The sequence below is a fragment of the Arthrobacter sp. E1SS-5 genome (genome assembly GCF_057073715.1).
The window spans coordinates 3,971,206-3,986,867 of record NZ_CP172703.1 but is presented as its reverse complement, the minus strand read 5'-3'; the positions used below and the strand labels follow the sequence as shown (position 1 = coordinate 3,986,867).

At 66.4% G+C, this 15,662-nt stretch carries 14 protein-coding genes and 1 tRNA gene; 9 read left to right on the top strand and 6 right to left on the bottom strand.

The window, feature by feature from the left end:
* Positions 1–57: 57 nt before the first annotated feature.
* Complete coding sequence (locus ACIGJD_RS18670; protein WP_236799974.1) at positions 58–912, bottom strand: LysR substrate-binding domain-containing protein; 855 nt, start codon at positions 910–912, stop codon at positions 58–60.
* Positions 913–1,053: 141 nt separating this feature from the next.
* Here ACIGJD_RS18670 and ACIGJD_RS18665 point away from each other — a divergent pair, with 141 nt between their 5' ends.
* Positions 1,054–2,433, top strand: a complete 1,380-nt coding sequence (locus ACIGJD_RS18665; protein WP_483687481.1) for an MFS transporter — start codon at positions 1,054–1,056, stop codon at positions 2,431–2,433.
* Positions 2,434–2,494: 61 nt separating this feature from the next.
* Here the strand turns inward: ACIGJD_RS18665 and ACIGJD_RS18660 are convergent.
* A tRNA-Gly gene (locus ACIGJD_RS18660) sits at positions 2,495–2,568 on the bottom strand.
* Positions 2,569–2,823: 255 nt separating this feature from the next.
* Between ACIGJD_RS18660 and ACIGJD_RS18655 the strand changes: the two genes are divergently transcribed.
* Positions 2,824–3,285 carry an SRPBCC family protein gene (locus ACIGJD_RS18655; protein WP_483687480.1) on the top strand — a complete coding sequence of 154 codons (462 nt, stop codon included), beginning with the start codon at positions 2,824–2,826 and terminating at the stop codon, positions 3,283–3,285.
* 53 nt (positions 3,286–3,338) lie between these two features.
* On the opposite strand, the gene ACIGJD_RS18650 is transcribed toward ACIGJD_RS18655, so the two are convergent.
* Positions 3,339–5,066, bottom strand: a complete 1,728-nt coding sequence (locus ACIGJD_RS18650; RefSeq protein WP_483687479.1) for a CAP domain-containing protein — start codon at positions 5,064–5,066, stop codon at positions 3,339–3,341.
* Positions 5,067–5,208: 142 nt separating this feature from the next.
* Between ACIGJD_RS18650 and dcd the strand changes: the two genes are divergently transcribed.
* Complete coding sequence (dcd, locus tag ACIGJD_RS18645; RefSeq protein WP_483687478.1) at positions 5,209–5,784, top strand: dCTP deaminase; 576 nt, start codon at positions 5,209–5,211, stop codon at positions 5,782–5,784.
* Positions 5,785–5,874: 90 nt separating this feature from the next.
* Here dcd and ACIGJD_RS18640 read toward each other — a convergent pair whose 3' ends face one another.
* The 3 genes from ACIGJD_RS18640 to ACIGJD_RS18630 form a co-directional block, all read right to left on the bottom strand.
* Complete coding sequence (locus ACIGJD_RS18640) at positions 5,875–7,056, bottom strand: cation:proton antiporter (protein ID WP_483687477.1); 1,182 nt, start codon at positions 7,054–7,056, stop codon at positions 5,875–5,877.
* A gap of 5 nt (positions 7,057–7,061) precedes the next feature.
* A complete protein-coding gene (locus tag ACIGJD_RS18635) occupies positions 7,062–7,544 on the bottom strand; it encodes a cation:proton antiporter regulatory subunit (RefSeq protein ID WP_142132335.1) in 483 nt (160 codons plus the stop codon).
* Positions 7,545–7,609: 65 nt separating this feature from the next.
* A complete protein-coding gene (locus ACIGJD_RS18630; protein ID WP_483687476.1) occupies positions 7,610–9,013 on the bottom strand; it encodes an MFS transporter in 1,404 nt (467 codons plus the stop codon).
* Between the two features lie 196 nt (positions 9,014–9,209).
* On the opposite strand from ACIGJD_RS18630, the gene ACIGJD_RS18625 reads away from it, so the two are divergent.
* From ACIGJD_RS18625 to mnhG, 6 genes are read left to right on the top strand one after another with little or no spacing between them, the layout of a single operon-like run.
* Positions 9,210–12,296 carry a Na+/H+ antiporter subunit A gene (locus ACIGJD_RS18625; RefSeq protein ID WP_483687475.1) on the top strand — a complete coding sequence of 1,029 codons (3,087 nt, stop codon included), beginning with the start codon at positions 9,210–9,212 and terminating at the stop codon, positions 12,294–12,296.
* On the top strand, positions 12,293–12,814 hold the full coding sequence (locus tag ACIGJD_RS18620) for a Na(+)/H(+) antiporter subunit C (RefSeq protein WP_483687474.1): 522 nt from the start codon (positions 12,293–12,295) through the stop codon (positions 12,812–12,814). The genes ACIGJD_RS18625 and ACIGJD_RS18620 overlap by 4 nt, the downstream gene beginning before the upstream one ends.
* Complete coding sequence (locus tag ACIGJD_RS18615; protein ID WP_483687473.1) at positions 12,811–14,442, top strand: Na+/H+ antiporter subunit D; 1,632 nt, start codon at positions 12,811–12,813, stop codon at positions 14,440–14,442. The genes ACIGJD_RS18620 and ACIGJD_RS18615 overlap by 4 nt, the downstream gene beginning before the upstream one ends.
* Positions 14,439–14,984: a Na+/H+ antiporter subunit E gene (locus tag ACIGJD_RS18610; protein WP_483687472.1), complete on the top strand. Its 546-nt coding sequence runs from the start codon at positions 14,439–14,441 to the stop codon at positions 14,982–14,984. The genes ACIGJD_RS18615 and ACIGJD_RS18610 overlap by 4 nt, the downstream gene beginning before the upstream one ends.
* A complete protein-coding gene (locus tag ACIGJD_RS18605) occupies positions 14,981–15,259 on the top strand; it encodes an MrpF/PhaF family protein (protein WP_483687471.1) in 279 nt (92 codons plus the stop codon). Before ACIGJD_RS18610 ends, ACIGJD_RS18605 begins: the two co-directional genes overlap by 4 nt.
* Positions 15,249–15,659 (top strand): monovalent cation/H(+) antiporter subunit G, encoded by a 411-nt coding sequence (mnhG, locus tag ACIGJD_RS18600; protein ID WP_236820669.1) that lies wholly within the window; start codon positions 15,249–15,251, stop codon positions 15,657–15,659. The genes ACIGJD_RS18605 and mnhG overlap by 11 nt, the downstream gene beginning before the upstream one ends.
* Positions 15,660–15,662: the final 3 nt, after the last annotated feature.

Below are 15,662 nucleotides of genomic sequence, written 5' to 3'. Positions count from 1 at the left end.
TCAATGGACACGGACCCCCTAACTCCCCCAAATGCTGGAAATCATGCGCGAAGAGAGTTAGGTTTGCCGGTTAATGGTCCGTCCGACAATGGACTGGGTGAGGGCGTCGATCACTTCGGCGTTTGCCAGCGGATTGCGGATCAGGGTGAAGTCCACGTCCCCCACGGCGGGAAGGTCGAAGCGGCGGGTGATGATCTTCAGGTCTTCGGGGACCAGTGACGTCGGCATCACCGCGACGCCGATCCCGGCCCGGACCGCTGCCAGCACGCCGCTGATTTGCCGGGTGGTGCAGGTGATCCGCCACGTCCTGCCGTGCGCTTCGAGCGCATCGATGGCGAGCTTCCGGCTGAGGCTCGGGGCGGGGTAGGCGATCAGCGGTACTGGGGTGCCCGGCTCCATCACGGTCTGCTCCAGGCCCACCCAGGAGAAGGAATCGTGCTGGACCACCGTGCCGTCCTTTGCCCCGGCCACCCATTTCACGAAGACCAGGTCCAGCTGTCCGGCATTGAGCTTGCGGTACAGCTGGTCGCTTTGCCCCACCGTCAGTTCCAGGTTGATCTGGGGGTAGATCTGCCGGAACTCGCGCAGGATCCGGGGCAGCCCCGTGATGGCGAGGTCGTCCGCGGTGCCGAACCGCAGCCGGCCCCGCATCGCTGAGCCGGAAAAGTAGCGGGCGGCAGCGTCGTGGGCGGACAGGATATTCCGGGCGAATCCGGCCATGGCGTCGCCGTTGTCCGTGAGCCGGACGTCACGGGTATCGCGCGTGATCAGGCTGCGTTTGGCTGCCGCCTCCAGCTTGCGGATGTGCTGGCTGATGGTTGGCTGGGCCAGTCCCAGGCGCTCGGCGGCCTTGGTGAAGCTTAGGGTGTCGGCAACGGCCAGGAAGGAGCGCAACTGGGCTGGTTCGAACATGCTGGACTCCGGTGTCTCGGGGGAGGCGCTTCTATTGCGTATTGCAATACGAGTTATAGGGACCATACGCCTCCATAATCTGCTCTGCCAGCCTAGCGTTAAGGACATCCCAGACCGCCCCGCAATTTTGAGGACATTCCTGTGGCACCCCCACCGCCTTCGTCGGCCTCCATTTCCCAACCAGTCATCGACGCGGCGGGCTCAGCGCCGCCGGAAAACCAAACCCAGCCGATCCCGGTCGTCGCCGATCGGCTGCCCTGGAAGCACACCTTCATCTCGCTGAAGGTTCCCAACTTCCGGATCTTTGCTGCCGGCCACTTCATCGCCGTCATCGCCATCTGGATGCAGCGGATTGCCCAGGACTGGCTGGTGCTCCAGCTCTCCGGCTCGGTGACAGCCGTGGGCATCACCGTGGCGCTGCAGTTCCTGCCCTCTTTGCTGCTGGGCCCTTGGGGCGGCATGATCGCCGACCGGTTCGCCAAGCGCAAGATCCTCATCCTGTGCCAGAGCATGGCTGCCGTCCTTGCCGCAACGCTGGCCACCCTTGCCCTCACCGGCGTCATCATGGTGTGGCACGTCTACGGCATTGCTCTGATCCTGGGCTTGGTGACAGTCCTGGACCAGCCTGCACGCCAAGTGTTCGTCAACGAACTTGTGGGCCCCACCTATTTGCGGAACGCCATCAGCGTCAACTCCACCACCTTCCAGCTGGGCGGCCTGATCGGCCCGGCCATCGCAGGCCTGCTGCTGACGGCGGTGGGCGCCGGCTGGGCCTTTGCGGCCAACGCCCTGGCCTGCTGCTCCACCGTGGTGATGCTCCTGGTCCTGCGGAAGGACCAGCTGTTCGTCAGCGCGCCCACACCCAAGAGCAAGGGGATGCTGCGGGAGGGGCTCCGCTATGCCTTGAGCAAGCCAACCATCTACTGGCCCTGGCTGATGGCCGGATTCGTCTCAGTCTTCGCCATGAGCCTGCCCGTAATCCTCGCCGCCTTCGCGGACCACATCTTCCAGGTAGGCGCCGGCGGTTACGGCGTGCTCAACGCCTTGGTGGCACTCGGTGCCCTGTCCGGCGCCGTGGCATCCACCCGCCGTCGTCAACTGCGCCTACGGTCCGTGGTGTTCTGTGCCGGGATGTACGGCCTGATGCTGTGCCTTGCCGCGCTTGCCCCGTCCATGGTGACCTTCGGGGCGGTGATGGTGCTGTCCGGATTCTGGTGCCTCATGTTCCTGACGGGCTGCAACCAGCTGGTGCAGGTCAGTTCCAACATGGGCATCCGCGGCCGCGTGATGAGCCTGTACATCATGGTGCAGATCGGGGGCCAGGCGCTGGGCAGTCCCATTCTGGGCTCGATCGCCGAACACGCCAATCCGCACGTTGCCCTGCTGGTCTCCGGCGGCGTCCCGGCGCTTGCGGCCGCGACGGTGGCAGCAATCCTGGCGCGGAAGGGCTCGCTGCAGCTCAAAGTGGACTGGCGGGACCGGCGGCATCCGGTGCAGATCGCGCGGCGGGCGGCGGCGTAACAGGGCCGTGCCGGCAAGGCCCAGGCAAAAGGGGAGGGGGCCTGGTCCGGCAGGAAGGGATTGGAGCGGCTGACGGGAATCGAACCCGCGTATCAAGCTTGGGAAGCTAGCGCTCTACCATTGAGCTACAGCCGCAGCGCCCTCGCTCGAGCGGGGCAGAACTTAGCTTAGCGCAGATCTGCGGGCTCCCCGCCAACCGGGCTAGCAGCGGCTTCGTGTCCTTAAATCCTGAGCTGCAACCCGGCGACGTCATCCAGTAACTCTTCAATAACGTCCGCGCTGCCTGCTAGGTCCGGGCGGGGAGCGCTGGCTAACCTGTTCCGGGTAGCGGCCGCATTTGGGGGAGGCAGCTATTGCGGCAGCCGACGTCAACCACAGGAACTTTTTTACATGGCAATCGCAGAGCACGAGGTCCTCATAGAACGCGACGCCATGGCCGTGTACCAATACCTCCTTGACGCGACCAACCTTCCCGCCTGGCGCAGCGACGTCCGGAGCGTGAAACTCATTCAGGGGCCGGCCGATGCCACCGGCGCGGTGTACCGCAAAATGGTGGCCGGCCGTTCCGGACTAAGCATCCCGGCGGAGCTGGAGATCACCAACCTGCGGCCCGGGGCGGAAATTGAATTCCACATTGTCTCCGGCCCCGCCACCCGCTGGGGCGGCTACTACCTCAGCACCGAGGACGCCGGGACCCGCGTGCGGTTTTCCATGGAAGCGAAACGTGTGGGCCGCTTCGGTTTCCTCAGCAGGTTCACGTTCCTCGACGGGATGCTCCAGCGCCGTGTCAGCTCCGACGTGGCCCAGCTGGACCGGCTGAAGCACGTACTGGAACTGCAGCCGGCAATCTGAGGCCGGCTGCGGGCCGCAGGGTTCCGGTTTCAGCTGCGGGTGCCGGCTTTTGCTTACTGCGCCAGCCGTTGCCCGGCCCAAGGGCCGGCAATGTTCGACGGCGACGCCAGGCTTCCCGAGGTCAGGTCCCAGTACTGCACGGTGTCGTTGGCCCGCCGAAGCGCTATGCCAGTGGAATTCAGCCCGGTGACATTGCGCAGCGCCCGGATTCCCGTAACATCTGTCCACCCCGTCGCGACGGTGGGCCGGGCCTCAGCGCGAACGGCGGTGGTGCCCCAACCGCGGTAGAGCTGCACGGTGCCGTCAGCCTTCAACGCCAGGACGTCCTGGAAGCCGTCGGCGTCGTAGTCCACCATGGAGAGTCGGGAGGCGTAGACGCCGGTGGAAATGGCGACCCTGTCCGCGATATCCCCCGTGCCCTTGTTGGCATACAAGAACAGGTTGCCGGCGCTGTCCAGGGCCAGGATCTGGGGCATGCGGTTGTTGGCACACCAGCCCCCGACCGCCAGGGTCAGGGTGTTCCAGCCGCCGGTACCCAGGGTGATGGGCGCCTGGAACCCGCCACTGGCGATCCCCCTGTGCAGGGTCAGGTTGCCGCCGGTCCACTGCGTCAAGACGTCATAGGCGCCGTCCCGGTCCCAGTCGGTGACAAAGACTTCCTTGGCTCCGCCAAACCCGGATCCGATGACCTTGGGCGCGGCGTAGGTGCGGGGCCCGGTGGAGGCCCGGTTCAGCAGCTGGCCGGCGGAGTCGACGGAAACGAGGTCGGCCGGGCCGGTGATTGCCGCGGCAGCGAGGTTGAGGGTGGGCGGCATGTGCTTGACGGGCGCGTCGCACAGGCTTGGCGGCGGCGGAGGGAAAGCTCCGCCCGACCCTGCGCCGCCCGGGGAATCGAGGGTGCCTGCCGGCAGCGTGGTGTATCCGAAAAAGTTCACCACACCCCAGATTTGATAGGTGGAGTTGGTGTAGGAGATCCCGGCGCCCATGACGTTGAAGCGCGGGTCTAGAAGCATGGCGTTGTGGCCCGGCGATCCCTTCCACCACTCCACGAGCTGGGCGGCGTCGCGGTCGGTGCGGATGGCAATGACTTCGCCGGCGCCGTTGTTGGGATTCAGGGCCCGGGGATCGGTCCAGAAACTCGCACGGTGCTCGATCACTTCACGCGAGGCGATGCTGTCCGACCATTCCTGCGACATCCCGGCCACCGTGGGGTGGTACTTGACCTTGTTCAGGCCGTTGGCCACCCGGTACTCGTTGATCTTGGTGAACACGGTAAGGACGGCGGACGAGTTGCTGTCCGGGACCAGTGCCTCGGTGGAAAGGACCGGGGCGGATTGGGGAGCCGCCGGCTGCGTTGTGGACGGTGAGGCCAGTTCCTGGTCCGGTGCCCACAGCGGAGGGATGGACGCCGTTTGGGGTGTGGGATCCGTGGAAGCGGCAGTGGCCTCCGGAGACGCCACCGTTTCCGTGGCAGGAGCAAACCCTGCATCGGACGGAGGCGCGGGGTCCGGCGCGGGCGTGGCCGTGGGGGGAGCGGGCTCCGGTGCCGGGCTTGCCACGGTCAAAGGGGAAGCGGCACGGATATCAGGGTCCACGGCAGGAGTCAGTCTTCCTGCCGGGTCCGCCTGGGTGGAGGTTCCCCCGCTGCGGACCAGCGGAGTCTGCAGGGTGATGCTCGCTGTGCCCGACGCCTGGCCGAATGGCAGCGGCTTGGGTGGTGCGGCAGCGGACGAAGAGACCAACGCCAATGCACAGAGCACGCCAATAAAAGACGGTGCCACTAATTTATTCACAACATCCCCAGCTCTGTTATGCCACCCGGGAGACCATTCCGGCGGCTTTCATTCGCAACATTAGCCCCAGGAGGCCACAGCAACAACGGGAAAGTGTGGCTGTGGATAACCGATACGGTAATTTGGGACGGTGCTGATCTCTGACCGCGACATTCGAGCCGAAATTGATACCCAGCGGATCGTCCTGGAACCGTACGATCCGGCGATGGTCCAGCCGTCGTCCGTGGATGTCCGGATCGATAAGTTCTTCCGGTTGTTCGACAACCACAAGTACGCGCACATTGATCCTGCCCAGGAGCAGCCCGAGCTGACCCGGCTGGTGGAAGTGGAGCAGGACGAGGCCTTTATCCTGCACCCGGGGGAGTTTGTCCTGGGTTCCACCTATGAGACCGTCACGCTGCCCGATGACATCGCTGCCCGTCTGGAAGGCAAGTCATCGCTGGGCCGGCTGGGCCTGCTGACGCACTCCACTGCAGGGTTCATCGACCCCGGCTTTTCCGGCCACGTCACCCTTGAGCTGTCCAACATGGCAACGCTGCCCATCAAGCTGTGGCCGGGCATGAAGATTGGCCAGCTCTGCTTCTTCCGGCTCAGCTCGGCTGCAGAATACCCGTACGGCCAGGGGGAGTACGGAAACCGGTACCAGGGCCAGCGCGGCCCTACCGCCAGCCGCAGCCACCTGAACTTCCACCGCACCAGCATTTAGCGGCGCCATCAGGAGCTGCGCGCCCAAGGCTTTCGAGCGCCGAAGGCTTCCACGCGCCCTAAGCTCCCGTGCTCCTAAAACCTTTCCTGCCTAAAGCTGCGGGGCCACTGCCCGCGGCCGGATGAACGGCTTGGTTAGCGGTTCCACATAGCGCGCGGCCAGCGGACCCAGCACTGCCATCAGCAGCACGTAGGCGGTGGCCAGCGCGGCGAGGTCATGCGGAACCGCCCCCGAGGCCACAGCCAGGCCGGCAATCACGATGGAGAATTCGCCGCGGGCCACCAGGGCGGCGCCCGCCCGGAAACGTCCGGGCCGGGCGATCCCGGCCTGCTTGGCGGCCCAGATCCCGGTGATCATCTTGGTGCCCGCCGTGGCCACCGCGAGGACCAGGGCCCAGCCCAGGACCGGCGGAATGGAGGTGGGGTCCGTGTTGAGCCCGAACGCCACAAAGAAGATCGCGGCAAACAGGTCCCGCAGCGGCTCAAGGATCCGGGTGGCATTGTGCGCGGTGGCGCCTGAGATGGCGATGCCCAGCATGAAGGCACCCACTGCTGCGGAGACCTGCATGGCGGATGCTACGCCCGCCACAAGCAAGGCGGCGCCCAGGACGTTGAGCAGGAAGACTTCGGAGTTCTCGCTGTGGACGGCCTTGGACACGTGGTGCCCATGCCGCAGCGCCACCATCAGCACCACGCTGACCACCGCCAGGGCAATCCCCACGGTGGTCAGCCCGCCCAGGAAACTGACCCCCGCCAGCGTGGCCGTGAGGATGGGCAGGTAGACGGCCATGGCCAGGTCCTCGAACACCAGGATGGACAGCACCACGGGTGTTTCGCGGTTTCCAAGCCGGCCCAGGTCCGTGATGACTTTTGCGGCGATACCCGAGGAGGAGATGTAGGTGACCCCGCCCATGACCATCGCTCCCACGCCGCCCCAGCCCAGGAGCAGGGCGAGCCCGGCCCCGGGCAGGAAGTTCAGGACGAGGTCCAGGATGCCGGCCTGCCACGATCGGCGCAGCCCGGTGAAAAGTTCAGCAGCCGTATATTCCAGCCCGAGCATAAGTAGGAGCAGGATGACGCCGATCTCGCCGGAGAGATGGGCGAACTCGTGCATGCCTTCGAGCTTGATGATGCCGCCGGCACCGAATGCCAGCCCGCCCAGCAGGTAGAACGGGATGGGCGACATGCCGATCCGTCCGGCCAGCCTGGCCAGGAGGCCGAGGCAGAACACGACGGCCCCCAGTTCAACGAGGGTCTGGGCCAGCGGGTCCATGGGAACTAGCCGTGGCGCAGGATATGGGCCGCTGAGTCGAGGCCTTCCTGAGTGCCCACTGCCACCAGCAGGTCGCCGGGGTGGAGGACGACGTCGGGCCCGGGCGATGGCAGCACCTCACCCTCGCGCATGATGGCAACGATGGAAACGCCGCTCCGGGTGCGGATGGATGCCTTGCCCATGGGTTGGTTCTGGAACGGGGAGTCGGCGGCGATGGAGAACTGGCGGGTGACAATGCCCGGCACGTCCTTGTGCTCCTCGGCGAGCTTCATGGCCAGGTGGGTGCCGCCCAGGAGGTTGCCAAGGGTGGCTGCTTCGTCGCTGGTCAGCGGAATTGAAGCCTGGCAGGTGTCGGGGTCGTCCCAGGTGGAAACGATGAGTTCCGTCTGGCCTTCCCGCCGCTCCACCACGCCGATGCGGCGTCCGGAGGCGGTCATGAAGTCCTTCCGGAGGCCCAGGCCCGGAAGGTTCGTTTCGTCCACGTTCATGGGTCCAGCCTAGTCTGCGTTGCACTGCTTGGCGGAGTCCCGGTCCAGGACCCGAGCGGGGTGTTTCAGTTGGCGGGTACGACGGCGACGGGCGCCTTTTCGGGTGATTTCACCGGGAGCAGCACCAGGAGTCCCGCCAGCAGGACTACCATGATGCCCAGGATGCCCCACCGCTGTGCCTGGCCGGCAGGCACCAGTGGGGTTGCCAGGGTGATGCAGAGCGTGAACAGGGCGGGCGCCAGGAAGCTGACGGCCCGGCCGGTGGTGGCATACAGCCCGAAGAGTTCGCCGGACTCCCCGTGCGGTGCCAGCCGGGCCAGGTACGCGCGGGACGAGGACTGGGCCGGCCCGACGAACAGGCAGAGGAACAGCCCGAACACCCAGAACGTGGTGCTGCCCGCCCACTGCATTCCAAAAATGGAATATGTTCCGTTGCCCAGGACCAGGATGGCGGTCCCGGCCACGAGGAGTCCCACCAGGGAGCCGGTGATGACAGCCTTGGGGCCCACTTTGTCGTCCAGGAACCCGCCCAGCATCGCGCCGATGGCCGCCACCACGTTCCCGAAGATGGCGAAGAAAATCACCTGGGACAGGGCAAAGCCAAACGTGCCGGCAGCGATGATCCCGCCAAACGTGAAGACCGCGGCGAGCCCGTCACGGAAGACGGCGCTGGCCAGCAGGAAGTAAATGGTGTGCGGGCTGGTGGCGTAGATGGCCTTGATCCGCCGGAACAACAGGCCGTAGCTGGCCAGGAAACCCAGGCGCGTTGCCTGGGCGGACCGCGGAACCTCAGGGACGGCGAACAGGACAGGAAGGGCGAAGACGAGGAACCACAGGGCGGAGAAGACCGCCACGAGCCGGATGTTGAGGCTGTCCTGGGTGGACGCACCGAACCAGTCAAAGGCGGGCTGGACGAACAGTTGCAGGACGATCAGGAGGGCCACGATCCCGCCCAGGTAGCCGGCGCCCCAGCCGAAGCCACTGACTTTTCCGATGTTCTGTGGCGTGGAAACCTGGGCCAGCATGGCGTTGTAGTTGACCCCGGCGAATTCGAAGAACACGTTGCCCAGGGCGATCAGGCATGCCCCGAGGAGCAGGAACTCCGGGCGCGGGAACACGAAGAAGCACAGGGCCGTGAGGATGGCGACGGCGGCTGAGTTCACTCCCAGCCACAGCTTCCGCCGGCCGCCCGCGTCGGAGCGCTGGCCGGTCACGGGTGCCAGCAGCGCGATGGCGAATCCGCCCACGGCCAGGGCCGCGCCCAGCACGGCTGATGCGCTGTCCTCGCCGCCGAAGGCGTTGGATGTCAGGTAGACGGTGAAGACGAAGGTGGTCATCACTGCGTTGAAGGCCGCTGAGCCCCAGTCCCAGGAGGCCCAGGCCAGTATGCGGCCCTTGCTGGAGGCGGGGGTTCCGGATTCGAGTTCCGAGGCCGGCTGCATTGCCCCCGGCGCGCTGGCGCTGTTCATACGATGCATCGTATCCGCCGACGGCGAACACCCGGGGGAGCGCGGCCCCGTGCTGCCGGGGATTCTGCCGGTCGCGAGCCAGTGAGGGGTGAAGGATAGCGCACCTACCTTGGTAAACTGGGCCCTCCCGAACCTTACTTTTTTGCCGCCTGCTCCAACTTTTGACAATCGAATCCCTGACGTTGCGGAGAATCCAGTGATCACAGTCCTTGCCGTGCACTTTTCGGTGGCTGTCCTCGCGCCCTTCCTTTTCAGGGTCTGGGGCCGCAACGCTTTTTACGCGCTTGCTGCAGTTCCCGCGGTTTCCTTCGGCTGGCTGATGCTCCAGCACGGCCCCATCTATTCCGGTCCCGGAACCATCACCGAAACGTTCGATTGGATCCCCAGCCTCCACCTGGAACTGGCCTTCCGCATGGATGCGCTGGCCTGGGTGATGTCCCTGCTGGTGCTCGGCGTCGGCTCCCTGGTGCTGGTCTACTGCGCACGGTACTTCAAGAGGAAGGACCAGGACCTGGGTGCGTTCGGCGCCCAACTGCTGGCTTTCGCCGGCGCCATGTTCGGCCTGGTCACAGCGGATGACCTCCTGCTGCTGTTCATCTTCTGGGAACTGACCACCATCCTGTCCTACCTGCTGATCGGTTTCGCCCGGACCAGGCTTGCCGCCCGCCGCTCCGCCCTCCAGGCCCTGATGGTCACCACCGCCGGAGGCCTGGCCATGCTGGTGGGCCTCATCATGCTCGGCTACACCGCCGGGACCTACCGCATTTCCAGCATCATGGAGCAAGCTGCGGCGCTGGCAACCGGCCCTTCGGCCGCCATGGTAAGCGCCGCCGTCGTCCTCATCCTGGTGGGTGCCATCACCAAGTCGGCGCTGGTCCCGTTCCACTTCTGGCTGCCCGGCGCCATGGCCGCACCCACGCCCGTGAGCGCCTACCTGCACGCCGCCGCCATGGTCAAAGCAGGTATTTACCTGGTGGCGCGGCTCGCGCCCGGCTTTTCGGAGACGGCCTACTGGCAGCCCGTAGTCCTGGGGCTGGGCCTGGCCACCATGCTGGTGGGCGGCTACCGGGCGCTGCGGCAAACCGACATCAAGCTGATCCTTGCGTACGGCACCGTCAGCCAGCTTGGCTTCCTCACCATGGTGGTGGGCCTGGGAACACCCGACGCCGCGCTGGCGGGCCTGGCCATGCTGCTTGCCCACGGCCTGTTCAAGGCCACGCTCTTCCTGGTGGTGGGCATCATCGACCACCAGTCCGGAACCCGGGACGTGCGTAAGCTGTCCGGCGTTTTCCGCTCCTCACGCGCTTTGGGCATCGTGGCCGCAATTGGTGCCGCGTCCATGGCGGGCATTCCGCTGCTGGGCGGCTTCGTGGCCAAGGAATCGGTGCTGGAAGCTTTTGTGCACCACGCCAAGGAACCGCACTCCGGACCGTGGGGCCTGGTGGTCCTGGTGGGGCTGGTGCTGGGTTCCATCCTCACCTTTGCCTACAGCGCCCGCTTCATATGGGGTGCCTTTGCCGTCAAGCCAGGCGTGGAACCCACCCCGTTCAAGGCGATCACGCCCTCCTTCCTCGCCGCTCCCGCCATCCTCAGCCTCCTCACCATTGTTTATGGGCTCTGGCCGGTTCCCGTGGACGCCTGGATCCAGCCGTACGCGGCGCTTTTCGCTTCCACAGCGCCCGACGCCGGCACTCCGGCCCAGCAGGCAGGGCACCTTGCGCTGTGGCATGGATTCACTCCGGCGCTCGGGCTGACAGCCCTCACCTTCATGCTGGGCGCCGCCATGTACTTTGGCCGCAACGCGGTGGCCCGCGCCCAGTCGCTGGTCCCGGCGTGGGTGGACGGCGACCGCGCCTACCAGCTGACCATCGGGGCCCTGGACGATGTTGCAGTGTGGATTACCGGGCGCACGCAGCGCGGTTCCCTGTACTTCTACCTTGCCGTGATCCTCAGCGTGGCATTCGTCCTGCCGCTCGTGGCCATCATGCTGGGCCGCACCGCCATGCCGCAGAACATCTACCTGGTGGATCCCAACTCCCCGCTGCAGCTCGTGGCGGGTGCAGGCATCGTGATTGGCGCGCTCGCCGCCGTCAAGGCCAACAAACGCTTCCTTGCAGTCCTGATGGTGTCCGTGACCGGGTACGGCATCGCCCTGGTGTTTGCCCTGCAGGGCGCCCCGGACCTGGCCCTCACGCAGATGCTGGTGGAGACCATCATCCTGGTGGCCTTCGTCCTGGCCATGCGCAGCCTGCCGCCCGAACTGCGCGACCGTACCGGCGGCAGGTACCGGGTGGTGCGCGTCATCATCGGCTTGGGATTCGGCGTGACCATGGTGTTCGCTGCCATCTTCGCCATGGGGGCCCGCACCGCCATTCCCATCTCGCTGCAGTTCCCGCAGCTCGCCTACGAGGGCGGCGGCGGCTTGAACGTTGTCAACGTGACCCTGGTGGACATCCGCGCCTGGGATACGTTCGGGGAAATCAGCGTGCTGGCGCTCGCCGCCACCGGCGTGGCCAGCCTGATCTTCGTGCGGGGACGCGGCGACCGCCTGCAGGCGTCGGCGTCCGTTGCGGAGGGCACGGTGGGACGCTACCGCGGCGTGGACCCCGGATCCCGTGACGGGGCCGCACTGGCCATCAGCCGGAGGTTTGCAGCCTCGGCCCGCGACGCCTGGATCGTGGCAGGGCGGACGCTGGCCCCGGAACGCCGTTCCATCATCTTCGAGGTGATCACCCGCCTGATCTTCCACTCCATGATCATCTTCTCGCTCTACCTGCTGCTGGCGGGCCACAACCTGCCCGGAGGCGGCTTTGCCGGCGGCCTCACCGCAGGCCTGGCACTGACCATCCGCTACCTGGCCGGAGGGCGCTTCGAACTCCGGGAGGCGGCACCGATCAGTGCCGGCGGCCTGCTGGGGACCGGCCTGGCCCTGGCGGCCATCTCCGGGGTGATGCCCCTGCTGCTGGGCGGCCAGGTATTCCAGTCCGCCATCATCCAGGTGTGGCTGCCCGTGTTCGGGGACATCAAGTTCGTCACCTCCACCATCTTCGATATCGGCGTGTACATCGTGGTGGTGGGCCTGGTGCTGGACGTGCTGCGCAGCCTCGGGGCTGAAATCGATGAGCACATGGAGGAACGGTCCGCCGGGGGCGGGCACGAGCCGGACCATGACCGGCACGGGCAGGAGCCGGACCGCACTGCAGGCCAGCTGCGGGAACAGGATCAGCAGGAACAGGAACCGGACGGGATTCCTGCCGAGACCACCGCGAGGGGCCGCGCATGAGCGTCAACCTGACCCTGCTGATCGTGATGGGCGCCCTGTACGCCTGCGGCATCTACCTGATCCTGGAACGCAGCCTCACCCGCGTACTGCTGGGGCTGATGCTGCTGGCCAACGCCACCAACCTGCTGATCCTGGCCACCGGGGGCTACGCCGGCCTGGCGCCGCTGTTCGCCAAGGACACGGCCGCCCAAGAGTACAACGACCCGTTGCCGCAGGCCTTGATCCTGACCTCGATCGTGATTTCCTTCGCGGTCACGGCGTTCATGCTGGGCATCATCTACCGCACCTGGGTCCTGGCCCGCCAGGACGAAATCCAGGATGACCTTGAGGACCGCCGCGTGGCCGCGACGCCCAGCTTTGACGCCGAGGACGACGCTGAAATTCCCGCGGAAACCTCCGAGTTCCCGCTTGCAACTGTCACCGCCGGCGGCCGGGAAATGCCCGCCGAACACGCTGCCGCGGAGGAACAGCCCGGCTCGCTCAACGTTGACCCCAACCCGGAAGGAGGCGGAAAGTGAACATCGCCAGCCTGGCCCCGCTCGCCGTCGTCCTTCCCATCCTGGGCGCCGCCCTCACCTTCCTGCTGATCCGGCACTCCCGCGCCCAGCGTGCGGTGAGCATCGCCCTGCTGTCACTGACCCTGCTCCTTGAATGCCTCCTGCTGGCGTCCGCCTGGAACGGCGGCACCACCGCGGTGAACATTGGCGGCTGGGTACCGCCGTTCGGCATCGTCATGGTGGTGGACCAGTTCTCGTCGCTGATGCTGGTGGTGTCCTCCGCCGTGAGCCTCGCCGTGCTGGTCTACGCCACCGGGCAGGGCATGGCCGACGGCGACGAGGACGCTCCGGTCTCGATCTTCCACCCCACCTACCTGATCCTGGTGGCCGGGGTGTCCAACGCGTTCCTGTCGGGGGACCTCTTCAACCTGTACGTCGGCTTCGAGATCCTGCTGACCGCAAGCTACGTGCTGATGACCTTGGGCGGCACCGGACCACGCATCAGGGCCGGCGTCACCTACGTGGTGGTGTCCGTAGTGTCCTCCGTGCTGTTCCTGATCGCCATCGCCATGGTCTACGGCGCCACCGGCACGGTCAACATGGCGGACCTGGCCCTCAAGCTCGGCGGCCTGGACCAGGGCACCAAAACGCTCCTGCACGTGATGCTGCTGGTGGCGTTCGGCATCAAGGCAGCCGTCTTCCCGCTGTCCTTCTGGCTCCCGGACTCCTACCCCACGGCCCCGGCGCCGGTCACCGCGGTGTTCGCCGGCCTGCTGACCAAGGTGGGCGTGTACGCGATGGTCCGGACGGAGACCCTGCTTTTTCCCGGCGACACCCTGAACACGCCCCTGATGGTGGCGGCGCTGCTGACCATGCTGGTGGGCATACTGGGTGCGCTGGCGCAGAGCGACATCAAGCGACTCCTATCGTTCACCCTGGTCAGCCACATCGGCTACATGGTGTTCGGGCTGGCCATGTCCTCCGCGGTAGGCCTGGCGGCCGCCGTGTTCTACGTGGCCCACCACATCACCATCCAGACCAGCCTCTTCCTGGTGACCGGCCTCATCGAACGCCGCGGCGGCAGCTCCTCGGTGGACCGGCTGGGTGGCCTGGCCAAGCTCTCGCCCATGCTGGCCCTGCTGTTCTTCATTCCCGGCATGAACCTGGCCGGCATCCCGCCGTTCTCCGGATTCCTGGGCAAGGTGGGGCTGCTGCAGGCCGGTATTGAACTCGGCACGCCCCTGGCCTACGCGCTGGTGATCGGCGGCGTGGTGACCAGCCTCCTGACGCTGCTGGCCATCGCCAGGGTATGGAACCGCGCATTCTGGCGCCGCCCAACCGACGCCGAACATCCGGACCCGGTGCTGCTCGCCGCACCTGGGGCGAGGGCTTCAGGGCCCGGAGCCAAGGCCAACAACACCGTGACCCTCCTGCCGCGCACCATGGTGGGTTCGACGGCGGGCCTGGTGGTCCTCGGTTTCGCCCTGACCATTTTCGCCGGGCCGCTGTTCAGTCTCTCGGACCGGGCAGCACGGGACATGTTGGACCGGGCACCGTACATCCAGGCGGTCCTGGGTGAGGGCACCGCCGTACCGGGAGCCATGGGCGGGACAAGCGCCGGGACAGGCGCCGGGGGAGGAACACGATGAGCCGCAAACGCATCTCCCTGCGCCAGGAACTGCCGCTCCTGGTCTGGCTGGTGGTTGTCTGGGGCGCCCTCTGGCAGGATTTCAGCCCCGGCAACCTCCTGTTCGGTGCCCTGCTGGCCGTGGGTGTGGCCCGGCTCTTCTACCTTCCGCCGGTGGAACTCAGCGGCCGCTTCAATATCCTTTACGCGGTGCCCTTTGCCCTGGTGTTCCTGTGGAAAGTGGTGGTGGCCAGCGCCCAGGTGCTCTACCTCGCCACGGTCCGCGGGCCCAAGGTGACCAACGCCGTCGTCGCCGTGCGGTTGCGCAGCCACCAGGACCTGATCGTCACCGCCACCGGGCACGTCATCTCCCTGATCCCGGGGTCGCTGGTGGTGGAGGTGGACCGTTCCACGTCCACCCTCTACCTGCACGCACTCAACATCACCTCGCCGGAAGACGTGGAGGGCCTGCGGGACGAAGTGCGGTCCATCGAGGCCGGCCTGATCCGCATCATGGGCAGCCGGGAAGAACTTGAAGCCGTCCGAATGGAGGCCGCCGCATGATGCACCTGGTCCTGGCTGTTACAGCCGTCATCTTCTCGCTGGCCGCCGCGGCGGCCATTATCCGGATCGCCCGCGGACCTTCGCTGCTGGACCGGGTGCTTGCCACCGACGTGCTGCTGGCCATCCTGGGCGGGGCATTGTGCATTGACATGGCCGTGAACCGGCACCTGAACAACCTGATGCTGGTGGTGGCCATCTCCGTCATCGGCTTTATCGGGTCCGTGACGGTGGCCAGGTTCGTGGCGGACCGGAGGGTGAAGCCTGATGAATCCTGACTTTTCCGGCCCCGACGCCTGGATCGACCTTGTGTCGGCCATATTCATGGTGGTGGGGGCACTCATGTCCCTGGGCGCCGCGATCGGCCTGCTCCGTTTTCCTGACCTGCTGAGCCGCATGCACGCCGCCACCAAGCCCCAGGTCCTGGGCCTGTTCCTGCTGCTGGCCGCGATTGGGCTGCAGATGCGGACATGGTGGGTGTGGCCGGTGCTGGTGGTGGCCTGGATCTTCCAGCTGCTGACGGTGCCCGTATCCGCCCACATGGTGGGCCGCGCCGGCTACCGTACCAAGCACCTGCACCGGGAGCTGCTCACGGCCGATGAGCTTGAGGCTGTGGTGCAAAAAGCCGCCGCCGAGGCTGCCCGGAAGGACAGCCCCGACGACGGCCGGCAGCGCTAAGGG